Below are 24316 nucleotides of genomic sequence, written 5' to 3' on the forward strand. Positions count from 1 at the left end.
AAGGCGGTACAGTTGCACCGCCTTAGTTTGGGTTTAGCCTTGGTTATTTTGTAGATTAACCAAATTTTCTGCATAATTGAAAAGCGTAGAAGGATTAGAATTCCCTTGTAATTGTGCATTTTCTTGCAAAGTAAACTTGTTCTCAAATACCAATTCTTCAGGGTTTTCACAGTTTTCTATATCTGCTTCAGGGAAGATTGGCAATGCATCGGTAACTTCTAAACCTACTGATTTGGCTTGTAAAATCGTTAAGCTGGTTGGTACTCTTGTAATCCAATATTTACCTTGTGGTTTGCCTGTAGTTTCTTTCATTTCATCTACTACAGAAAGATACATAGGATCACCAATTACTGGCACTTCGCCACCGTTCCAAATTTTACCTGTGCTCATGTAGAACGTTACTGCATCTTCAAAACCAGGTCTCACTGTAGCTACTACTCTAGCCATACCAGATTGTAAAAATGCACGGAACTGTGCATCATCACTTGATGATTGATAAAGAGAAGGCCATTCTTCTTTAGAACCCCAATAGTAAGGATAAAACTCGTAAGACATTTCTTCCCATTCAAAGGCTTGCTCCATAAATTTAACGAGCGAAGCATAATCGTCTAGGTTTTTATCTCTCAAAACTGCAAATTCTTTCATAGTAGTGCCGGTGTATAGCTGTGTGCCAAAGATCTCCTGATCTACCATATAGGCAATTGCGTTATGCTTCAAGATATTTTGCTCTATTTCTCTGTAAAGCAATGGACTAGATTCTTTTTTCTCTTCAGCTTTTGCTTTTTCTTCTTCTACTAATTTTTGGTAGGCTTCTAAAGCATCGTTATATTTAGTAATGATAGAAGCAAGATTTGTTTTATACCAGTTATCCATAAATTCTTTGGATAATGTATAGTCAAAAATAATAGTAAAATCAAAAGATTCTATATTTCTACCATTGTATTCAAAAATAAAACCATCATTTACAATAAAATTAGATAATTTTACAGAATCTTTAGCACTTTTTCCAGTAAAATGGATGTATTTTTTATTTTTAAAATCACTAAACCAAACTTCGCTATTATACCATCTAGAATTTCTTACAAAATTATAGTGAATAGTGGCAGAACTCGCCACATAATTTTCAGGAACTTCTAAAGGTTTGGTATATGTTGGTGTGCTACCATCATAATCTACTTTATTGTAAATTTTATCAAGCTCCTTTGTTAAATTTTTCTGAGGAAGTTCGTTAAGTGTAGTTTTATAATAATCTGCCCAATATTTAAATTTTTCAAAAGTATATTCCTCTTGTTTACCAATTTGCCATTGGTCTCCAGAATTTCTTGGATCTAAAGGACGGGTATAAGTTTTCATATTACTATTAATTGCATTTTCATGCAATTTAGCAGGTTGAGGAATCATAAACTCAAACATTAGACGTTTCCCATAATTGTAGATTTGGTTTTTCATTTTTTTATCCACCCATCTATAAACACCAGTAATGTGCTGTGGTTTTGCAGATTCTCCATCTGTAGTTGCAGTTATTTTGCCTCGATTATCAAATTCGTGTACATTCATTTCTGTGTAGGTGTTGATAATTTTTTGGATACGTTCTTGTTCTACATTGCTTACAATTCTGTCTAATGCTTTATTTGTAACTTCCTGAGCCTTGGTTACTGCTTGTCTTGTAGATTCTTCTTTGGAACGGTGGTTTGCAAAACTAGCTGTAATTCCCCATTTAGTACTACTTAATGCAACATTGGTGTCATCTAATTTCATTTTAGAAATTTCAGATTGCATTTCATTTCTTGTAGCAACGGTAGTATCAGAAACGTGTTCTTTCTCTGTAGATGTTTTGGTGGTATCAGTAATTTCACTGGTTACGGTTCTGCTAGAGCTTTTGTGTCTCAACTCACTAGCCATTACATTTTCTATATTAGAGATTTCTCCGGGAACATAGGCGTGTATTGATTGTTCTACTTTTAAATAATCCGCAATTCCTAACCTGCGAATACCAAATCCTTTAGGTACAAATGATTTTTTGAATTTTGAATTTGTAATATTTTCGGAGCCTGATGGAGTGCTAACTAACGAACTGCTTTTTGAATATGTTTGTCCAATAAACTGAATCATAGAAAATTTAGTGTCCATTACACTAGATGATTCGTTTAAAGTAAAAATAACTTCAGCATCTTTATCATTTTTGAAATATACCATTGCTCTGAATTCTGTAAAACTCTCTAGTTGTTCTAATGAAAACTGGTCATTGAAAATGTTTTGAGTAAGAATCTTTACTCCATCTTTAACATGTACTTTTGGAGAATATTTTAAAGTGTTGCCATTAACATCTTTTAAGTAACAGTCCATACTTTCAATTTCCCAAGAAATATCAGACATTTCTAGCGCCAAATCAAAATCATATAAAATATCAGAAATTCTATAATTTTTTTTCGGGGTAAGAGTAGCTGTAAAAGGATTTTTTGCAGGAGTCTGTATAGGAACAAACATTCCGTTTAAATTAGTGTATTCTTCTTTAGTAATACTCGTAGAATTTTGGATAATCTCAGTATTATCATTATACTGTAAACTAATGAACTGATGAAGACTATCAATAAGTACAGCGTCTTCAACTGGTAGAATTCTCGCTTCTGGAGTAAACTCACTTTGTGATTTTGCTGCCATACGCATTCCGTTTTGCTCTACAACTTCATCATTGTACTCTCCTAAAAATTCTTTATGAAGTACATCTGCCATTACTAGGAATGCTTCTTCAGTAAGTTTATCTTTTAAATACATTGTATCTAATTTCGGAAATTCAAATTGAAATTCAGGCAATACAGGTTCTGAAACAGCATCCAAAAGTGCCTGTTGCTCTTCTGGTGTCTGTGTGGAGTTAAAACCATCTGTCACGGCTTTAAGACGAACTTGATAATCATCTAAAAGAGGTTTTATCAATGCCTGATAATCTGCTTGCGCTTCATTATATGCTTTGGAGTATTCTCTGTGATAATTTTTTGTTACTTTATCAAGTTCAGTTTTTAAGGTATCTAATCTACCTTTTTCAGATACCGCAAGAGCTAGTTTAGTATTTTTTTCTGCGTATGATGCTAATCTTCTTTTAGCAGAGTCAGAAATTTGATTTACCGTAGGGTCTTCTGCAATGTAAGAATTAGAAATTAAACTTTCATTTACAGTAAATACATTAGGAACATCTTCTGCATCTACACCATCATCTATAATGGTATCTACAAATAATCTTCCTGGCATAACTACCTTCGCATCTCTGAGCAGAATATGAGATTCATTATTTTGATGTACACAAAAATGAATAGCTTTTATTACTTGCAAAATAGCCTCTTTTACATAAAAATCTTTTTGAGTTAAAACCTGATAAATCAAATTATCCCACAACTTTGCATAATTAGAAGGATAAGTATTGCCTTGAGGTAAATAATTTTCAATATTTTCTAATTCATTTTTTGCAATTTTCTCGGCTACTGGAAAAAAGTCTGAAAAATCTGCAACCACTTCACTTTTTGTTTTATAAAAGTAGTTGCTATTTTGAGAATCAATTACATAAATTTGATTTTCTAAAGCAGAAATTTTAGAACCATTGGAACTATCCCAAATTCCCATTGGAATAACTTCTCCGAAAAGAATGGTTAAATCTTTTGGTAGGTGTACAAACCCAAGATTTTTCTCTGGGTGAGTTTCTGTAAGTTGTGGATTTCTAAGACTTACAAATCTAAATAATGTTTGTGATACATTATTATTAGTATTAATGTTTTGTTCTGGTAACATTTTTATTTTTTTAAATTGTTAATAATTGTTTTTAAGAGGTACTCTTTGTATTTGCGCAAATAAGAGTGTAGTTTTTTAGTTTTTAAGCATAAGACAGGCTGTTCAATAATTTTAAGTTATTGATTTTTATTAAATTAAATTTATATTTTAGTGATTTTACTTATTGCTATTATGTTAATAATGTATATTGTATATTACTCACATTAGCACTATAGGTAGTATAAGGGTTACTATTATCTACTATTTTATATGCGGATACTATAAATCCAAAATTAGAGTTATTATTTACAAGATTTTGAATATCATAAATTTTTGAAATGATATTATTTGTTCCATACCCCGCTTGAAGAAAGATCTGTGTCCCTACTTTTAAAATAAGGCATTTTATCGGTACATACCAGCCAACTTGTCTTGTAGATATACCTTGCGTATTATCTCCTGACAAACCTAATGCAGGAATACCAAAATCTCCTCCTCCTCCATCTCTAAAATAAAAATCAGGAACAACTAATCCGTTATCATCAGAATATATTCCCACATATCTACATCCTGGTATACCATAGTTCCCATATGCACTAGCACCATCAGTAGAAATTATACTATTAAAGGTAATTGCCCAATTTTGACTTGATGATAAAATCTTAGTTGATTTTACATTAATCATTGTTTGCCCTCCTACTGCAGTCGTTAAACTTCTAAATGGATTAACGTTAGTTTGAATTGTGTCATTATTTTGAATATTTATTGTTTCATCAGAAATTCCATTAAAAGTTTCAATATTCCAATTTGTAAATTTTTGAAATATTGCTGAATTATGTATCTCATTTAATTTATCTTTTATCGTTTGAACATAAACAGGTACATCGGGGTCAGATGGTTGATTCACGTGATTTACAGTAATTGTATTAGGTACATTATATACAAAAGCATCTCCTAAAGCAAATTGTCCTGTGGAATCTGTTTTAATAACCTTATTAAAGTTGGAATCTGTAGATCTATCTGGCAAATTTTGAACTTTATAAACATTTCCTAAAGTGTTTATGGTTAATCCCGCATTCATCGTATGGTTTCTAGCCGATGTATTGCTTAAATCTGCATTAAAAAAATTCTTACCTAAATCTCCTGCAGGTAATCTTGCCGAGTTTCCAGAACCATCCTCACCAATTACATAAGGGTAAGATGTAGTATTACCAATCGTAGAGGGCTTACTCAATTTACCATCCAAAACTGTTTGCAACCCGTTGATATTACTTACTGCAAAACTCACAGTAGATAATATATTTCCCTGACTATCTTTTAATTGTAATTGATTAGAATTAAGCTGTAATTGTGTTCCAACTGAACCTATAAAAGATGATACAGGAATAGTGTCTAATAGCTCATTGTATGCATTCCAAAGCTCTAAAGAAGTTGTAGAAGAATTATATCTTAAATCGGTACCTTCATTATCAAGAGATAATAACGAAACTTGTGATATTTGATTCCCTTCTCCATCAGACAGTGTTAAGGTTCTATTAGTAGGCGACCAAGTGTAGTTTAAACCGTCAATAGAAGTTAATATTTTTTGATCCAGCTCTAACTTACTCTGCCAAGTTTCCGTATTTATATTAGATGCATCAACATTGGCTTTTAAATCTAGTGAATTTTCAAGTTCTTCTATCTTCTCAATGGGAATGCTATCTTCTTTATGCCAATAAGAGTCTTGCCATTCCCAGAAATCTTCTTGTCTGGGCTTGTCTCCATTTTCGAAGACCTTTTTTAGTTCTTGTTTTGATTTCATTTTTTAATTTTTTGTGTTAAACATTCTTTTCTAGAAAAATTTGTGCTTCTGGTGCATACTTCTTGCTGTTCGAGTCACTTTTAAGTGTCGATTTTAATACTGGTAATCGTAAAAATTTTAGTTAACTAGGCGCTTTTCTCTTTCTTTTTAAAGAGTTTTTCTATAACGAACAAGACGGCTTGCTCGAACAAGATTTTTAGAAATTTTCTTTTCATAATAATTGTGATTTGGTGTTTTATGTTGATGTTTCAAAGGTAATTTGCAGAGACGCCAAAACGTGTCGTAACAAATTTATTTTTGAGAAAAAATCATCATTTGTGTTTTTGTTTTTTGTGTTTTTCTCTGCATCAAAGATATACTGCGAATGCGACAAAACTTGTCGTATTAAACTTTGTTTTTAATTAATTTTTGAGTAAAGTGGTTCTAATCAATCGTTGTTTGAACAGCAAGCCAATTGGTGCCATCAAACACTCTAATTCCTGAATTACCATTGTCTGTTTGCCAAATCATTTCTCCTATTTCTTTATTAGAAAGCACATTTCTTTGTGATTTAGTATAGCTTTTTAATTTTAACCTTTCATTCAAAATAATTTTGCCTTTTAAATAACTAGAAGTAATAGAATCATTTCCAAGGGTAACTGTATTATCTCCGTTCCCTGTCAAGGAGGAGCCAATAACTATCTCATTATTAGATACGGCTAATTTACCTTGAGAGAAATGACCAATGAAAATACTTCTATTTGATTCTGTAATATTCTGCCCTGCATTAGCTCCTAAAAAAATATTTCCAATACCTTTAGTTATATATGGCCCTGAAGCATGACCAAAAAAAACGTTTACTTCTCCGCTTATTAAACTCATCCCAGAAATATTTCCCATAGAAGTATTAAATCTTGCGTCAAATGCCTTTATTAAAGCTGCGCTTCCCACTGCTGTATTAGCTGTACCTCTTGAGTTTTGAAGTGCTGATTGTCCCACTGCTACACCATAGTTCATTTCAGCATTACTTGCAGCTTTATACCCTATAAATGTATTGAAACTTCCTATTCTATTATATTTCATAGCATCTTCACCAATAGAAATATTCCCTTTTGCATTAAGATTATTTGATGCACTATTATTTCCAATAGCAATATTACCTTCACCTTTTTTTCCCCATCTTAGCTCTACAGAACGTTCTCCATTACTATCCATAAGAATTGCTCTGGATTTTGTGGTATTTCCAATAAATTCTAATAGCTTAATTTCTAATGTGCCTGAGAAATTATTTACCAACTCTAATGTAAACCCTCCAATGCCTTTTGCTGTAATTATTCTACTTGTTGTAAAAGTATTATCATTTCCACTGTCAGCATTCCCATCAATATTGGTATAACCCCAAGTCCCTTTACTATAATTGGTACAATGAATATAAACCCAATAATCACTTCCTACGTTATAGTTTGCAGGAAGCTCTAAATTGCCTGAAAAATTATTGAATACCAAAGCATCTAAATTACCTGAGACCCCAGAAGGAAGATTTGCCGGCATAGAAACAGATTGTACATTTGATGATTGTGCTATTTCATTATCTAGCGTATTGAATAATTTAAAATCACCATTTAAAATGGCTTCCTCAATTTTTTCAATAGGAATACTATCTTCTTTATGCCAATATGAGTCTTGCCATTCCCAGAAATCTTCCTGTCTGGGCTTGTCTCCGTTTTCGAAGACTTTTTTTAGTTCTTGTTTTGATTTCATAAATAATTGTTTTTGTAATTAAAATATTAGTAAAGAGCATTCCAGTTGGTTCCATCAAAACCATAATGCTTATTATCTGTGGTATTAAAAAATAAATCACCTGCAATCGGAGTAGAAGGGAAAACGGAATTTTTAGAAACATTAATTTCTAAAGTTTTTTTATCTTCCCAACCATAAGTTCCATCTGGTTTTGCTACGATGTTTTTGGTATACATATTATCCCCTGTAGCATTAGGAATTCTAGATGGTGTTTGTGAGAATATTCCATCAATATTAACTTCTCTAACTAAAAAATCTCCAGAAATTAAACCTTTTTTATAATCTGTTAAATATGGTGACACTCTGCTGTCCCAAAAATTAGAAGAAGTTGTATATGGTCTACTTTCAATACACAATTTATTATTAACATCTGGTGTTGAAGAAGTTGTTTGCCCACCAGAGCCATTTCCAATAAAAATATTATTCTTACCTGTTTTCAATCCTAACGCAGCAGAATAGCCAATAACAATATTGTCAGTTCCAGAAGTTATATATGCTGCGGCTCCAGTTCCAATGCCTATATTTCTATTTCCTTCAGTTAACATATTTAACGCAGATATACCAATTGCCACATTCCCTTTCCCAGTAATATCTATTCCCATTGTCATTGAACCTCCTAATGCAACATTTCCAATACCTGTTGTTAAACCATTTAAAGAATCACCACCTATTGCAGTGTTATAATACCCTGTTGTTAAACCCTTTAAACCTCCTGCTGAAAGAGAGGTATTACCTCCTCCCGTTGCGTTCCCTGACATACCCCCAAAATAAATATTAGCTGAAGGCTTAGCCGTTCCATTTTCCCTTTCATAACCAATATAGTAGTTTAATGTAGCATTTAGCGGATCTTTGATGTTTATTGGTACTGAAGAAATATTTCCTCTTAGTGTGACACTATCTAATGTATCAACTTCAGAAGAAGTAATATCTACATATTGCGAACCACTCCATCTATAAAGTTTGTTAGAATTTTTTGCTAGAAATAGTTTACCCATTTCTCCTTGCGTTGGAAATAATTCTAAAGTTTCATATTCTAAAATATCATCTACATAACTTGGTAGTTGCTCCGATGGAACTTTTCCATTAACTAGATCTGCTTTTCCAGATAGATCTACTCTATTTGCAGGTATAATATCTTCCTCTTTATGCCAATAAGAGTCTTGCCATTCCCAGAAATCTTCTTGTCTGGGCTTGTCTCCGTTTTCGAAGACTTTTTTTAGTTCTTGTTTTGATTTCATTTTTTTAATTTTTTGTGGTTAATAAATAATTTCATAATCTTGGAATCTCAATTCCATCTCATCAAATTCTTTGGAGAAAAACAATTCCATTTCTTGCAACTCATCTTCTATATGGAGTTCTTGTTTTTCTTCTTCGGTTAATGATTGTTTTGTGATTTCTTTTTCCTGAAAAACATCAGGAACTTTTTCAGATGTTTTCATGTTTTCGTGATTTTTGGTTAAACATTTTTTCTAGAAAAATTTGTGATTTTGGTGCATATTTTATGCTGTTCGAGTCACTTTTAAGTGTCGATTTTAATACTGGTAATCGTAAAAATTTTAGTTAACTAAGCGCTTTTCTCTTTCTTTTTAAAGAGTTTTTCTCTAACGAACAAGACGGCTTGCTCGAACAAGATTTTTAGAAATTTTCTTTTCATAATAATTGTGATTTGGTGTTTTATGTTGATGTTTCAAAGGTAATTTGCAGTGACGCCAAAACGTGTTGCAACAAATTTATTTTTGAGAAAATCATCATTTGTGTTTTTTGTTTTTGTGTTTTTCTCTGCATCAAAGATATACTGCGAATGCGACAAAACTTGTCGTATTAAACTTTGTTTTTAATTAATTTTTGAACGATTTGATTCAATGTTTCTTTATTTTCGTTTACATAGGAAAGTCCAGCTTGGATTAAAGCATCCAAATTATCCTGTTTCACATTATCCATTTCTGGTGAAGCATTTTTAAGCGAAGGATTCAATCGATAATAATTCTTTTGATTGCGGTTTCCCAAAGTTTGAAACATTTGCGAAAGTTGATAATCTACCGTTTCTGCATTTGATGACATCAAAATATCAATTACTGGACTTATCCACTTTATCTTCCCTGCATTTTCAAGATTTTTGTATGAATAAGGTTTGGTTTCTGAACCTGTTCCTACAGAAACAATCATCATATCATTTACCGAAGGTCTATTGGGTTTAAAATGAGACCTTAATACCTCTGCAAATGGAATTTTTCTGGCTTCGGCATACGCACAAAGTGCAGGATTATTCGCAAATAAACCTCCGTCTATCAAACTGAAATATTGTCCGTAAACCGATTTTATTTTAGCAGGAGAAAAATAAGTAGGCGCCGCCGAAGTTGCTCTACAAATATCTCTTACCAAAAAATTATTGGTAGGCAATTGTGCATCCCAAGAATTAAAAAGTTGAGCCTTTCTATTTTCAATATCATAAGCAGTAATCAATGAAGGTTTTGCTAAATCTTTTAGTTCCAAATTTCCAAAAAAGTCTAAAAGATGCTTTTCTAATTCTTCTTCAGAAATTTTTTCGCTGAAAAGGCCAAAAGGATTTACCAGCCTTTCCCAAAATCCAACACTGAAAATGTCTTCTCCTTTTTCAGAATACAATTCAAATGCTTTTTGGATAGAAAATTTGGCTTTTTTATTTCCATCAGGATAAAGTAAAATAGAAGCCAAAATTCCACCGGTGCTGCTCCCAGCAATCAGGTCAAAATAGTCTCCCAGTTTCAAATTGGGATTGTCTTTTTGTTGAAGTTGTTCTTCTATATATTTTAAAATAATACAAGGGATAATCCCCCGTATTCCTCCTCCGTCTAGAGAAAGAATAGTAATTTTTTTGCTCATAAATTTGTGTCATTGCGAACGAAAGTGAAGCATTGTCATTGCGAGTGCAACGAAGCAATTCCTAACTTTCACTCTAGTTATACTTTGTAATTTGGTAAAGCAAATCTAGAACCCAGCAACGCCAAAACTCGTCGTATTAAAATTTATTTTTAGAAAACTACGTAACCATCTTTGTCACGTTTCATTTTAAAAAGATTTCGCCAAGAGGTTTTTACTACACCTTTAGAACTAGGTAAATGTCTGCGCTCAAAATGGGGCAAATCTTTAAATTTCAACCAATTTCCGCCCCAGTCCCAACCGTTTTTGGCAAATATTTTTACACATTCATACCAATCGGCTATTTTATCGCCATCCCAATCTTTTTTGGTGTCCCAACTGGCAGCTTTTCCATCTACAATGAGGCAAATATCAACTGCTAATCCATAATTATGGATGCTTTGTCCAGCTTTGGCATTGGTAACTTTTGGTTCTTTGGTAAGTCTGCCTTTGGCGTAGAGCAATTCTTGCTCTTCAAAGGTTCTTAACCCTTGTGTAATTCTTATTTTTGCTCTTCCTTGCAATGCTTTATCACATTGTTTAATGATTTCGGTAACTTCAGCTCTTACTTTGGGATGAAGTTTTGCAATTCTTTGTTGAGTAATTTTGTCCATTTTTTTAATATTTTGTTAGTGGGACAAAACTATTTTTTCGCTGCGCCAAAACTCGTCGTATTAAAAAAAGAAATAAAAAAATCCGCCTTTTGGGGGCGGATGTTATTGAGAAAAAAGTTTTTACGAAAAATAATTTTTTATACTTTCTTGAAGATGAATTTTAATGTCGTCTATAAGACATTGTGGCTCTAAAACTTTTACTTCTTTTCCGTAAGAAAGAATTTCTTGCATAAAATCGTAGGTTGGATGAATACATAGCTCAAAAACAACTTTTTCAGGCGTTTCCGAAACCAGCTCTTGAGTAGAATGAAGCGGAAAACTCTTGATGTATTCGGCTTGTTGCTTGGTACATTCTAAAACGATTTTTTGAGGCTTTTGCTCTTCTAAATTCATTACTCCAAAAGCGTTTTTAAAATGTTCTTTTACATCAATTTTATAACACTCTTTATATGATGCCTTATAAACATCCAGATATTTTATTCTGTCCAAACCAAAAGATTTTGTCTTTTTGTCTTTCGTGTCCACTGCAATAAGATACCATCGGTCTTTAGATTCTTTTAAAGCCAAAGGATGTACTTTCCTTTTGGTGGTTTTTTGGTTGAGGAAACTATAATGCTCAAATTCAACTACTTTTTTATTTCTGATGGCAAAAAGCAAATCATAAAAAGAGTCTATTCCTCTGGGTTTTCTGGGCTCTAAAAAAACATAATCTGCAAAATCGGGATAGGTATTAATGGCATTAATAATTTGATAAGATTCTAGAAGTCTTTGGTTATATTCATCCACTTCCATTATAGGTCTGCTCTCGATAAAATACCTGTTGTCTCCTTTTTTCTTATTTTGAATCACTAAGTTAAACAGAGAATTGATATCTTTTAAATCTCTTTGTAGTGTCCTAATAGAATATTGATAAACATTAGCATCTTGAAACTCTCTGGAATCTAGCAAAAATTTTTCAATTTCTTCATAAGTTGCTGGTGAACGCTCTAGTCGTTTAATAATTAAAGCATAACGCGCCAAAAAGAAGTCCTTTTTCATGGTCTTGAGTCTTTATTTTTTTCTTTATACAAAGATAATTACCAAATACGACAAAACTTGTCGTATTAAATTTTCTTTTAAAAAAATTTCCTCACTTTCTTATTCTTACAGTTAATTTTAGAACGGCAAAAATAAACATTTGTAGTATAGTTATAGTATAGTTGTAGTATAGCTAATATCAGTCAATATAATCCCAAATTTTACTCAGTCTCCATAGGCAGAGATACCTTATAGACCTTCCCCACTCCTAAAGTTCTATAATAAAATTAATCGAGATGTTGAATGTATTTCTAACAAGTATAAATCTAATGAAAACTATTTTTTGCTATAAAATCATTCATAATAATTCACTGCTAACCTAAATTTCTTAACGCTTCTTCCTTTTGCAGAACATTTCTCAAAACTGACATATCATCACTCACTTTCTTATCCAAAATTTTAGCATAATGCTGAGTAGTTTTAATATTAGTATGCCCAAGCATTTTACTTACACTTTCAATAGGAACACCATTAGACAAAGTAACTGTAGTGGCAAAAGTATGTCTTGCGATATGAAATGTCAAATCTTTATTAATTCCACAAATGCTCGCAATTTCTTTAAGATAAGAATTCATTTTCTGATTGCTGAGAATAGGAAACAGAACATCCGAATTGACACATTGGGGATGATTTTCATACTTTAAAACCAACTCCTGAGCCAAAGGCAATAATGGAACTCTTGTTGAAGTATCAGTTTTTTGACGACGTGTAAAAATCCATTGATCACCATCAATCCCAATATTAATGTTAGATTTCGATAATTGCTTTACATCCACATAAGCAAGACCGGTATAGCAACTGAAAAGAAAAATATCTCGTACTTGATTCAATCTATCTGATGCAAATTCCTTTTCATAAATAGCCTGAATTTCCTCCTTGGTAAGATATGGACGTTCTACTACTTTAAGTTTTGCTTTGTAACCCAGAAAAGGATCTTTTGATAACCAACCGTTCGCCATACATAAACGAATAATTTTTTTGAAATTCTTGATATATTTTACTGCTGTATTATTAGCACATTTACGCACACTACGAAGCCAAAAGTCATAATCCATTATAAAAACGTGATCGATTTTTGTAATGTCAATATCTGAAACTTTGTACTTCCAATTTAGAAACTCCTGTGTATGTTTTAAAGAAGTTTTGTATCGTTCTAATGTACCGGGAGCAAAATCCTGCCCCACCAATGCTTCTACTTTATCATTATGTTCCTGAAAAATCGGAATGAGCATTCTTGTGCTAACATCAGTTCCAAGCAGTTTAGATTTTAAACTCTCTGCCGTTACAAAGTCTTCTTCTTTCAGCATCAAGTAATGGAAATCGTAAACTTGTTGTTCCAAAGTTTTAAGGTAAGCGTTCAGTATTTTAGCTTCTTGACTATTACCTACAGCTTTGTGAGCTTTATTATCCCATTTCTTTGGGTCGATATACCTTTTTGCTGCAATCTCCGCTGCCTTGCCATCTATCGTGATTCGTAAGTAGATTGGAGCCGTTCCGTTTGTTCTGATTTTATTCTTTTTTATAAAGAATAGTAGGTTGAATGTTTTGTTCATGTTGTGATAACTTTAATTGTTTAATAATTTACTTTTTGTTACCACTTTTTGCAAGATGTACAACCGTTAGACTGCCTATTAGTCGGGTTTTCCAGAGATTTTAGTGACCTATTTTGACATTTTAACGATAGGTCACTAAATAGGTCATGTAAATAGTGACCTATTTTGATTTTTTTTGATACCTGCGCTAAAATAAAAAACGCTGTAAACATTGATATTTACAGCGTTTTAGCTTATTTTGGTTTCCCAACTAGCGGAGAGTGAGGGATTCGAACCCCCGGACCTGTTACAGTCAACAGTTTTCAAGACTGCCGCAATCGACCACTCTGCCAACTCTCCCTTAAACGTTATTGTTACGTTTTCAGTGGTGCAAATATACTACTCTTTTATATTTCGAGCAAATATTTTTTTAAGTATTTTTTTAATCATCTTATAATCAATTGAAAAATTTTCATTTAAAGGCAAAAAACGTCTATTTATGGTACTTCAATCACTATAAATTTCTAAAAAAACGATGTTACTTGAAAGAAAATCTGATAATAGATTCGGTGCATACATGTTATTTTTGATACTTTTTTTGAAACTTATATTGTATTTTTGTCGCAAACGATAAAATTTTTCAACATTTTTAGTTGCTTATTATTTTAATTTTATGAAAAAAATAATCCTAATAGAAGACGAATCTAGTGTGGTTTCTTTTATCAAAAAAGGTTTACAAGAATTAGATTTTGAAGTTTCTGTAGCTTTTGACGGAAATACGGGGATTAGCATGGTAGAAGAAAATGATTTTGATTTAATTATTTTAGACATTATGCTTCCTGGCATTAATGGTTTAGACGTTTGTAAAGAAATAAGAAAAAACAATAAAAACATCCCAATTTTGTTTCTTACAGCTTTAAGTTCGTCCGAAAACATTGTATTAGGATTAGAAAGTGGCGGAGACGATTATTTGGTAAAACCATTTAAATTTATAGAATTGGTTGCCCGAATTAAATCTTTATTAAGAAGAAGCCATCAAAATAATTTAGAAACAACAGAAGTAATTAATGAAAACATTTATCAGTTTTCTGATGTAACAGTAAATGATTACACCAAAAAAGTAATTCGCGGTGGCGAAGAAATCTCTCTTACTTCTACCGAATACAAACTTCTTCTCTATTTTTTAAATAATCCTGAAAAAGTAATTTCTAGAGCTGAAATCTTAGACGCCGTTTGGGGCGTAAACTACGAATTGGGAACCAACGTAGTAGATGTTTATGTAAATTATTTGAGAAAAAAATTAGATAACCAAGAAGAAAATAAAATTATCCACACCGTAATAGGAATGGGATATGTACTAAAAAAGCCTTAATTTATGTTTAGAAAAGTTACTACCAACCAAACCAAAACCATGCTTCTGCTCATGCTGGTTTTTTCCACTATTATTTTGTTATTTAGTGGTTTTGTTTACTTTTCTATTGTTAATTTTTCGCACCAACGTTTTTATGAATTATTAAAAGTAAGAACCACTACCATTGCTCAAATTGAAAAAAATAAAGAACAATTAAAGCTTACAGAAAGTAAAAATCTCATCAATAATGCCGAATTAGAACTTCCGATGGAAAAAGATTTCATTTTTGAAGTTCCGAGAAACAAAGATTTCACTGCTATTGCTTCAAAAACTAAAATTCCGAAAAGTTTTTTCAATAATATTATCAACATTGGCGAAGCAAATTATAATGATGATGAATTATTCTACATCGGTCAGATTTTCAAAATCAATAATAAAGATTACATCGCTATTGCCTCAGCCAAAAATCATTATGTGATAGATTATTTGGGCTATTTAAAACAAACTTTGGTCATTTGCATGGTTTTGTCGCTGTTGTTCAGTATGATATTTTCGTTCTATCTTTCCAAAAGTCTATTTAAGCCAATTTCTGTAATTACAGGAAAAGTAAAACAAATAAGTTCTGAAAATCTTCATTTGAGATTAGAAAACCAACCAGCAAACAAAGAACTAAACGAATTGGTAGAAACTTTTAATGATATGCTAAACCGAATTGAGACATCTTTCGAAACGCAGAATCATCTTATCGGGAATGTTTCTCACGAATTAAGAACTCCGCTCACTTCCATAATGGGAGAAGCAGACGTAGCACTTTCTATGAAGAGAACGAACGAAGCTTACAAAGAAACTTTAGAAATTATTTTGCATGAAGCAGAAAAGTTAGACCGAAAAATAAATGCTCTTTTAATGATTGCACAAACGGGTTTCGATGGGAAAATTCAGAAAATGGAGAAAACCAGAATAGACCAATTGCTTTGGGATGTTACCGAAACTCTTAGAAGAATTAATTCTAAGAATAATATTTACATGGACATTAGCATGTTGCCAGATAATCCTAAGAAATTAAAAGTTTTTGCCAACGAACAATTATTACACTTAGCTATCGCAAATATCATCAATAACGCTTGCAAATATTCTAATTTCGAGCAAGTGAGAGTTTCTTTGGGCGCATCAGACCATCATGTTTATGTAGTGATAAAAGATAACGGAATTGGCATCCCAGAAACCGAAATGGACAAAATCTACGACCCATTTTTCAGAGCTTCTAACACCCGAAATTTCGAAGGTTACGGAATCGGCTTGCCATTAGCCAGAAATATTATAAAAATGCACAATGGCGAGCTTAATGTATCTTCCATCATCAATGTTGGCACTACGGTTCAGGTTAGATTTCCGATATATTCTGTTTCAGAATAAGACATAAACTAAAATTTTAATCTCATTTTAATCTCTCTAATTACATTTTAATTTCATTCCAAAAAGATTCTAATTTGGTCACTTTAGTTTTGTAGTGTAAAAAAAATAACACTTATAAATCTAAAAATATGACTAAAGCACTTTTAATCTACACCGACTTTTCTTTAGAATCTTTAATCACTCTAAAAAAAGTTCTCGCAGAGAAAAACACAGAAAATAACGACTGCAAATACGATATTTACTTAGTTTCGGGATACGAAACAGGAGATTCTATTAGCACATTACTTTTCAATAGCAAAGGCAAAATTTTATCAGAAATTAGGTCTCAGGAGTTCTGTGATGCTTATAATATTATTAAAAATAAATATCCTCATTTAATAAACAGAATTATTTGTGATGTTTACACGGGGTATTTCCAAAGAGTTTTTGATAATTATATTAATGCTAAAAAAATAGAAGAAGCATACTATTGCAATTCTTTGATAGAGAAAAACACAAATAAGAAATTCAATCTCATTCCTTACATTAAAAAATGTAAAACATTGAAATCTACAGAAATTATTACTGAAATTCCTAAATCTGTAATTGAAAAAGGAATTTTGGCAAAGGTTTTCGCTTAGAATTTTTTTTAACAATTAAAAAATTACATTATGCTAAGAAATTTTAGTAACAGCAGAACATTAGGAGATAATATAAAACTTGGAGCACTTACCGCATTTACTGCCGGAACTATAAATATAGCATCGTTAATTATATTTTTAAATTTTACTTCTAACGTAACGGGACACTACGCTATATTGTCTAACGAATTGAGTAAAGGAAACTGGTCTCAAGCTTTTATTGTAGCCGGATGGATTTTTCTATTCTTTTTTGGTGGTTTTTTATCAAACTTTATTGTCATCAACATCAATAAAAAAAGTCAGTATTTAGCGCACGCATTACCCATTTTTTTAGAAATATTATGCTTGCTATTTGTAGGAATTTACGGTCAAAATTATTATAAGAATACATTACCAGAAACCCAATTTTTAGTTGCATTAATGTTATTTGCAACAGGTTTACAAAACGGATTAACTGCGAGTATTTCTAATTTTTCTGTAAAAACGACACACTTAACAGGTACAACTACAGATTTAGGAATTTTATTCTCTATGTTTACGCAAAAAGAATACAGAAAAAATCCTGCATTAATTGGAAGAGCAAAACTTCTATTAAGCATTATGATTGCGTATGTCGCAGGAGCTGTTTTCTCGGGGCTTACTTATTACCACCTCGAATTCACGGTGTTTTATATCATCTGTTTCTGTCTTCTTATTGTAATTGGATATGATTTTTACAAAATAAACATAAGACATTTCCAGACGCAATATCGTTATCATAGAATATATAACAAGCCAACAATTTTAGCCGTTATTTATTTCAAATTTTATGAAAAAAGAAAGCAGAAAACAAAATTTGCTTTCGAAGATTAAAATTTAACCTCTTCATTTCAATTAAAAAAACTCCCTAAGAAATTCAATTCAAAGGGAGTTTTGCTTTATAATGTTGTAAAACTTTATTTCAATTCCATCAAATATCTTTCAGCATCTATAGCCGCCATACAGCCACTACCAGCAGCAGTAATAGCTTGTCTGTAAATATGATCCTGAACATCACCAGCTGCAAAAACTCCTGGAAGATTAGTTCTAGAAGAACCTTTTTCGGTAACGATATATCCGTTTTCGTCTAATGTAATTTGACCAACAAAAATATCTGTATTTGGCTTATGACCAATTGCAATAAAAATACCGTGAACATCTATTTTAGAGGTTTCTTGCGTTTTGTTATTAATTACAACAGCTCTTTCAACTAAACTGTTTTCTCCTTCAATAGCGATTAATTCGTGGTTAAATTTCACTTCAATATTTGGTGTATTTTCCACTCTGTGAACCATTGCTTTAGATGCACGAAAATGGTCTTTTCTTACCAATAATGTTACTTTAGCACAAAGATTAGCTAAGTAAGTAGCTTCTTCTGCCGCTGTATCTCCTGCACCTACCACTACTACATCTTTGCCTTTATAGAAAAATCCGTCACAAGTTGCACACGCAGAAACACCGCCTCCAGAATACTTTTTCTCGTCTTCTAAACCAAGATATTTAGCGGTAGCACCAGTAGAGATAATTACAGTTTTAGCAAGAATTTCTTTTTCGCCAGCCCAAAGTTTGTGTACACCACCAACTTCTGTAGAAAACTCTGCTTTGGTAATAAGTTCGTAGTGAACTTTTGTATCAAATCTTTCTGCTTGTTTTTGTAAATCCATCATCATTTCAGGGCCAGTAATTCCATTAGGATAGCCTGGGAAATTATCAACTTCTGTGGTAGTAGTTAATTGTCCGCCAGGTTCTAAACCTGTAAATAATTCTGGCTTTAGGTCTGCTCTAGCGGCATAAATAGCTGCTGTATAACCTGAAGGACCTGAGCCAATGATTACGCAATCTAATATGTTGTTTTCCATAAATTTGAAAATATTTTTACATTTTTTATTTAAGCTTGTTCTTTTATCCTAAAATTTAATATCCTTAGATTCTTTTAATTTTCAAATATTAGAATAATAAGTTAAGAAAAGCGATGCAAAAGTCGCAATAAATTATCATTTTTTCAGATTTAAAATGATGAATTTTATCAATATTAATTTTTGATAGACAGTTTCTACGATACTTCAAAAGAGAAAACAATTTCCTTGTTGGATATATTAAAAAACCTCTAATTTTTCTTTATCACCAACAACCCAAATAATATCATCCACTTGTAAAATTGTATCAGATTCAGGATTAAAAAAACGTTCTTCACCTCTTATAATTGCTATTACTAATCCATTTGTTTGAGCTCTTATCCCACTGTCTTTTATAGATTTTCCTTTCAATTTTGAGTAATCTTTAATAAGAATCTTTTTAAGTTTAACTTTCTCAATTTGCATTTCGTCATTTAGTACTTCAGAAGCATCAAAAACTGGTTTAAAAACATTTATCTGATCATCTGTAGATATAATCCCAACACGGTCATAGGGAAATAATATTTGATTATGATCTGGTGTATGAATTAATTTATCACCACGTTTTATATATGCAATATTAATTCCATACTGTTCTCTCCATTGCAATTTATGAAGAGGTATTCCTACATATTCTGCTAACGGATGTACTTGTAACTCTACAATATGAATATCCCATGTAGCGAGTCCTCCAAACAACTCTTTATTCTTTTTAATAAGAGGATCTTTTTGAGCTTCAGCATTTGTTTCTCGCTGATTAAAATTTGTAATGAATCTATTTTCAATATTTTTATAAAACCTATTTATCCTATTAGAAAAAACATACATAAAAATTACTGCCAAAGGAATTATTATAGCAAAGGCAACCCAAGTAGAACCTAATCTGTCTATTATTAATCCTAAAAACAAAATCCCAACAGAAAATCTAAAAATTTCTAAAATCAATAAAGGACCTCTGTTATATTTTTTTCTTAACCAAAGTTCTTTATAGCTTTTAGACTCGGGTTTTTTCACCATAAAAGCCCATAAAAAAGGTCCAGAAATCATTAAAGGAAGTACAATTTTTATAAACATTTGAAGATGTTCATTTTCTATATTAAGAGATATAAAAGGAATTACAAACTTATAAAAAACAAGTACTAGACCTACCACAATTGTTCCATTAATCATCATAATTCTGCCATACTCTTTAAGTACTTTATTCCAATTACTTTCTGCTTGAATACTTTGAGCATCAGACGAATAACCATTAATCCTCTTCAAAATTTTAGGCGGAATTACTTTTTCTAACCATAAATAAGTAGGTTCAGACAATTTTATAAGATATGGTGTAGTAAAAGTAGTAATAGCAGAAACTCCCACCGCTATCGGAAATAAGAAATCAGAAATCACGCCAAGCGAAAGACCTAATGTAGCAACAATAAATGCAAATTCGCCAATTTGAGCCATACTCATCCCTACTTGTACGGATTGCTTAAGTGGTTGACCAGAAATTAAAGCCCCAATTATAGAACTAAACATTTTACCAAAAATAGTAAGAAATGTAACGGCTAAAATTGGTAATCCGTAAGTGTACATTGCCGTTGGATCAATCATCATACCCACAGATATAAAAAATACTGCTCCAAAAAGATCTTTAACAGATTTAAAAACATGCTCAACTTTTTCAGCCTTTGTAGTTTCTGCAATTATTGATCCCATTATGAAAGCTCCCAGCTCAGCAGAAAAACCTACGGATGTAGCTAATAACACCATACCTAAACATAGTCCTAGGGATAATATTAATAAAATTTCGTCATCAATTAGATTTCTAATCTTCTGAAACAAAGTCGGTAATAGAAAAATACCTAAGACAAACCACAAAATTAAAAAGAAAACAAGTTTTACAACAGTAAGAACAATTTGCATTCCTTCAAATTGATTAGTAACTGCAATAGTAGAAAGCAATACCATTAATAAAATTACCACTATGTCTTCTACTACCAAAACTCCAAAAACAGTTCTAGCAAATTGTTTTGTTTTAACTCCCAATTCATCGAAAGCTCTAATGATAATTGTAGTTGAAGAGCTAGCTAGCATTCCTCCAAGAAAAATACTATCCATCGTAGACCAGCCTAAAGCTTTACCTACAAAATATCCAGCAATCGTAATAAAAATAATTTCTACAAATGCAGTAATAGATGCAGAACCTCCGACATTCAATAGTTTTTTAAAACTAAATTCTAATCCCAAACTGAACAATAAAAAAATAACTCCAATTTCTGCCCATGTTTTTACATTAGAATAATCTACTACAGTTGGAACTAATTTAAAATAAGGCCCTACCAAGAACCCTGCTATTATATAGCCTAAAACTAAAGGTTGTTTAATTTTTCTAAAAATAAGTACTACAAATGCAGCTACAATCAATATTAATGCTAAATCTTCAATAAGTTTTGGTAAATGTCCCATATATTTTATAATAAAAACGAATTATTGCTAAAATAACGTTTTTACTTCAAAATAACAAGTTAACTCTTGCTTTAAATAAATTTTTTAGAAAATTTCAATATTTTTCGCCTTATTTATGAAAAAAATTAAAGAGCTGAAATAGATAAAATAGATTGTATAAAAATTTGAAAAAAATTACATTTTCACATTATTGATATTCAAAATTTTATAAACCATTTCTTTCAGTAATTCTCCTTCGTTCATATTTACAGCCCCCAAGCCTTTACTTTTTAAATCTATTTCTCTAAGAACCGAAATAATTCTCGTTGCAAATTTCAAAGGATAATTTCGTGCCGCCTCAGCAAAATCTTTCACAAAATAAGGATTTACACCCAATTCTGAAGCAATTGTTTGAGGATTTTGATGTGCAACAGTATGATACAAAACCACATTGCTAAAGAAATTATACAAATTCCCAATCGTCATCACAATAGGATTGGTTTTCGGATTTTTTCCCATGTAGAAAGCTATTTTAAAGGCATTATTTACATCTCTTTTCCCGAGTGCTTTTTGCAATTCAAAAACATTAAATTCTTTAGAAATACCAATATGAGTCTCTACCAATTTGCCATCTAAAACTTCGCCTTCTTTTAGCACCAACTTCATTTTGTTCAACTCGTTAGCAATTCTAGACAAATCATTGCCCAAATAATCTGCCAAAAGCTGAGAAATTCCTGGCGCTAATTTTATTTGAAGATTTCGAGCTTCGTCATCAATCCACTTTGCAAGATTATAATCTTTTACAGACTCGCTGTGAAAAAGCATTTTAGCTTTATCTAAAGCTTTGAAAACTTTTTTTCGGCTATCTACTTTTTTATGTTTGTGAGCAAAAACCAAAATGGTAGATTCTACAGGATTTTCTACATATTTTTCGAGCAAAGAAGTTTCTTCTTCATTGAGTTTCAAATCCTGAGCTTCTTTCACAATAATCAATTGCTTATCTCCCATCATAGGATATTGCTTAGCAAGTGCCAAAATCTCATTATAATTGGTATCTTTGCCATAGACTACGGTTTGGTTAAAAGCTTTTTCGTCTTCTGTAAGCACATCATTTTCTAGTGCTTTTACAGCAATATCTATGTAATAAGCTTCTTCTCCGTGGAAAAAATAAATAGGAAGAAACTCTTTGTTTTTAATATTTTTGAAAATTAGTTCTAACTCTTTCATTAATGCAGCTACCTAAGTTAAATTTTAAAGAAGATTTTGTTTTTGATGTCAAGAAAGACAAAGATACATTTTTTATTTATGATATTGTTCGAAAATCGTGGCTAGTTCTCACTCCCGAAGAATGGGTAAGACAGCATTTTGTACACTATTTTACCAAAGTTAAAAAATACGCAACTTCTGCATTAATTCTAGAAAAAAAGCTAGATTTAAACGGCACTACCAAAAGAATAGACCTTTTAATTACCGAAAAAACAATGCCCAAAATTTTGGTTGAATTAAAAGCTCCTCACATAAAACTTACCCAAGAAACCTTCGAACAAATTGCAAGATATAATTCTGTAATCGAAGCCAAAGAAATTATTTTAAGTAACGGAAATCAGCATATTTTTGCGAAATTTGAGAACGGAAAATATATCTTTGAACCTATAAATTTATAACTGATAATTACAACAAATTATAATATGAGCCAAAATACAATCAACAACCAAAATCTATCTTCTAGTAAAATTAAGAACATTATTTTCGATTTCGGTGGCGTAGTGATGGATTGGAACCAACGTTATTATTTTAAAAATCATTTTAAAAATGACGAAAAAATGGAGTTTTTCTTAGAAAACATCGCTACAGACGAATGGAATGCCGAACAAGACAGAGGCAGATCTCTGGCAGAAGGCACTGAAATCTTAGTAGAAAAACATCCAACTTGGGAAACCGAAATTAGAGCTTTTTATGACAATTGGACTACCATGTTAAAAGGTGATATTCCAGAAAATGTAGCCGCTCTTGAAGCATTAGCCAAAACAGAATTCGAGCTTTTTGGATTAACAAACTGGTCTGCCGAAACATTTCCTTATGCGTTGGCAAATTACGATTTTTTTGAGCATTTTGGAGGTAAAATTGTAGTTTCGGGAGAAGAAAAACTCATAAAACCAGACCCGAAAATTTGGCAAGTTTTGTTAGAAAGGTACAATATTCTACCAGAAGAATCTATTTTCATAGATGATAACGCGAAGAATATTGAGGTTGCCAAAAATCTAGGCTTCCACACCATTCATTGCGTACCAAACATTAATCTTTTAGAAGAAATAGAAAAATTTACGAATTCTGCTGAGTAATAAACTCAATTACTTTTTCATTAAAAACATGTGCTTTATCTACATTTACCACATGTCCGCAGTTTTCTATTACAAAAAGAGAAGAAGATTGTGTGTGCTCTGAAACCACTTTCTTTACAGCAGGCAAAAACATGTAATCTTCTTCTCCCATTACGTAAAACGTAGGAATATTAAGTTCTTTTTGCCTAAACCATTTCAGCACAGGATTTATTTCTGCGGTGAGTTTAAACCATTTTATAAATTCTTTTTGATACAGTTTTTTAGCTTCGTTAATGAATAGATTTCTAGATTTTTTATGATTATTTTTCGGCATTATTATGAATGCAAAAAGTCTATACAAAACCAAATAAGGCAATACATATTTAAACAAATTTCCAACTTTCATTAAAATCTGAGAACGGAAATTCATTTTTAGAATTGCACCTCCCATAATCATAGATTTTACACGTTCTGGTCTCATTTCTGCCAATTGTCTTATAACAATAGAGCCTAGAGAAATCCCCACAAAGTGAGAACTTTTAATTTTAAGATAATCTATAACCTCTAAAATATCATGCGCAATAGCTTTGAAGCTATAATTTTTGTGATGCTGATGTTGTTTTGGCGAATTACCATGACCTCTTAAATCTAATAAAAGAACATTGAATTTTTTTTGAAATTCTCGGATTTGTTTGTACCAAATAGAAGAACTTCCGCCAGCTCCATGTACAAATGTTACCCAATTATCTGATGTTTCGTGAATATATGTGGTGTATGAAATCAATTTAAATATTTTTTGCTAAAA

The 24316-nt window shown here is 31.6% G+C and carries 19 protein-coding genes and 1 tRNA gene; 6 read left to right on the top strand and 14 right to left on the bottom strand.

The window, feature by feature from the left end; all coding sequences use genetic code 11:
- Positions 1–33 precede the first annotated feature (33 nt).
- The 10 genes from QM746_RS13850 to QM746_RS13895 all read right to left on the bottom strand — a co-directional run bounded on the left by QM746_RS13850 (position 34) and on the right by QM746_RS13895 (position 13820).
- Positions 34–3780, bottom strand: a complete 3747-nt coding sequence (locus tag QM746_RS13850) for a hypothetical protein (RefSeq protein WP_414984765.1) — start codon at positions 3778–3780, stop codon at positions 34–36.
- Positions 3781–3949: 169 nt separating this feature from the next.
- The gene (locus QM746_RS13855) at positions 3950–5560 is read right to left on the bottom strand and encodes a hypothetical protein (protein WP_414984766.1); all 1611 of its coding nucleotides are present in this window, start codon (positions 5558–5560) and stop codon (positions 3950–3952) included.
- Between the two features lie 423 nt (positions 5561–5983).
- Entirely contained in the window at positions 5984–7300 is a 1317-nt protein-coding gene (locus QM746_RS13860; protein WP_414984767.1) for a hypothetical protein, read from the bottom strand.
- A 26-nt stretch (positions 7301–7326) separates the two neighbouring features.
- A complete protein-coding gene (locus QM746_RS13865; protein ID WP_414984768.1) occupies positions 7327–8577 on the bottom strand; it encodes a hypothetical protein in 1251 nt (416 codons plus the stop codon).
- An 18-nt stretch (positions 8578–8595) separates the two neighbouring features.
- Positions 8596–8778 (bottom strand): hypothetical protein, encoded by a 183-nt coding sequence (locus QM746_RS13870; RefSeq protein ID WP_414984769.1) that lies wholly within the window; start codon positions 8776–8778, stop codon positions 8596–8598.
- Between the two features lie 382 nt (positions 8779–9160).
- The gene (locus QM746_RS13875; protein ID WP_414984770.1) at positions 9161–10201 is read right to left on the bottom strand and encodes a patatin-like phospholipase family protein; all 1041 of its coding nucleotides are present in this window, start codon (positions 10199–10201) and stop codon (positions 9161–9163) included.
- A gap of 149 nt (positions 10202–10350) precedes the next feature.
- Positions 10351–10851, bottom strand: a complete 501-nt coding sequence (locus QM746_RS13880) for a M15 family metallopeptidase (protein ID WP_414984771.1) — start codon at positions 10849–10851, stop codon at positions 10351–10353.
- 120 nt (positions 10852–10971) lie between these two features.
- Positions 10972–11889, bottom strand: coding sequence for a helix-turn-helix transcriptional regulator (locus QM746_RS13885; RefSeq protein ID WP_414984772.1), 918 nt, complete (start codon positions 11887–11889; stop codon positions 10972–10974).
- A gap of 353 nt (positions 11890–12242) precedes the next feature.
- Positions 12243–13481 carry a site-specific integrase gene (locus tag QM746_RS13890; RefSeq protein WP_414984773.1) on the bottom strand — a complete coding sequence of 413 codons (1239 nt, stop codon included), beginning with the start codon at positions 13479–13481 and terminating at the stop codon, positions 12243–12245.
- Positions 13482–13735: 254 nt separating this feature from the next.
- A tRNA-Ser gene (locus tag QM746_RS13895) sits at positions 13736–13820 on the bottom strand.
- A 313-nt stretch (positions 13821–14133) separates the two neighbouring features.
- On the opposite strand from QM746_RS13895, the gene QM746_RS13900 reads away from it, so the two are divergent.
- The 4 genes from QM746_RS13900 to QM746_RS13915 all read left to right on the top strand — a co-directional run bounded on the left by QM746_RS13900 (position 14134) and on the right by QM746_RS13915 (position 17699).
- Positions 14134–14832, top strand: coding sequence for a response regulator transcription factor (locus QM746_RS13900; RefSeq protein WP_414984774.1), 699 nt, complete (start codon positions 14134–14136; stop codon positions 14830–14832).
- A gap of 3 nt (positions 14833–14835) precedes the next feature.
- The gene (locus QM746_RS13905; RefSeq protein ID WP_414984775.1) at positions 14836–16227 is read left to right on the top strand and encodes an ATP-binding protein; all 1392 of its coding nucleotides are present in this window, start codon (positions 14836–14838) and stop codon (positions 16225–16227) included.
- A 128-nt stretch (positions 16228–16355) separates the two neighbouring features.
- A complete protein-coding gene (locus QM746_RS13910) occupies positions 16356–16847 on the top strand; it encodes a hypothetical protein (protein ID WP_414984776.1) in 492 nt (163 codons plus the stop codon).
- A 30-nt stretch (positions 16848–16877) separates the two neighbouring features.
- A complete protein-coding gene (locus QM746_RS13915; RefSeq protein ID WP_414984777.1) occupies positions 16878–17699 on the top strand; it encodes a YoaK family protein in 822 nt (273 codons plus the stop codon).
- Between the two features lie 83 nt (positions 17700–17782).
- Here the strand turns inward: QM746_RS13915 and trxB are convergent, their stop codons facing one another.
- From trxB to holA, 3 genes are all read right to left on the bottom strand, one after another.
- Positions 17783–18724: a thioredoxin-disulfide reductase gene (gene trxB, locus QM746_RS13920; RefSeq protein ID WP_374364657.1), complete on the bottom strand. Its 942-nt coding sequence runs from the start codon at positions 18722–18724 to the stop codon at positions 17783–17785.
- 237 nt (positions 18725–18961) lie between these two features.
- Positions 18962–21211, bottom strand: coding sequence for a cation:proton antiporter (locus QM746_RS13925; RefSeq protein WP_414984778.1), 2250 nt, complete (start codon positions 21209–21211; stop codon positions 18962–18964).
- A gap of 174 nt (positions 21212–21385) precedes the next feature.
- Positions 21386–22417 carry a DNA polymerase III subunit delta gene (holA, locus tag QM746_RS13930; protein WP_414984779.1) on the bottom strand — a complete coding sequence of 344 codons (1032 nt, stop codon included), beginning with the start codon at positions 22415–22417 and terminating at the stop codon, positions 21386–21388.
- A gap of 2 nt (positions 22418–22419) precedes the next feature.
- On the opposite strand from holA, the gene QM746_RS13935 reads away from it, so the two are divergent.
- The gene (locus tag QM746_RS13935) at positions 22420–22854 is read left to right on the top strand and encodes a type I restriction enzyme HsdR N-terminal domain-containing protein (protein ID WP_414984780.1); all 435 of its coding nucleotides are present in this window, start codon (positions 22420–22422) and stop codon (positions 22852–22854) included.
- A gap of 24 nt (positions 22855–22878) precedes the next feature.
- Positions 22879–23532 carry an HAD family hydrolase gene (locus QM746_RS13940; RefSeq protein WP_414984781.1) on the top strand — a complete coding sequence of 218 codons (654 nt, stop codon included), beginning with the start codon at positions 22879–22881 and terminating at the stop codon, positions 23530–23532.
- Here QM746_RS13940 and QM746_RS13945 read toward each other — a convergent pair.
- Complete coding sequence (locus tag QM746_RS13945) at positions 23513–24295, bottom strand: alpha/beta fold hydrolase (RefSeq protein ID WP_414984782.1); 783 nt, start codon at positions 24293–24295, stop codon at positions 23513–23515. The two genes, QM746_RS13940 and QM746_RS13945, sit on opposite strands and share 20 nt — an antisense overlap.
- Positions 24296–24316: the final 21 nt, after the last annotated feature.

The organism is Cloacibacterium sp., from assembly GCF_047601505.1.
Classification (GTDB): Bacteria; Bacteroidota; Bacteroidia; order Flavobacteriales; family Weeksellaceae; genus Cloacibacterium.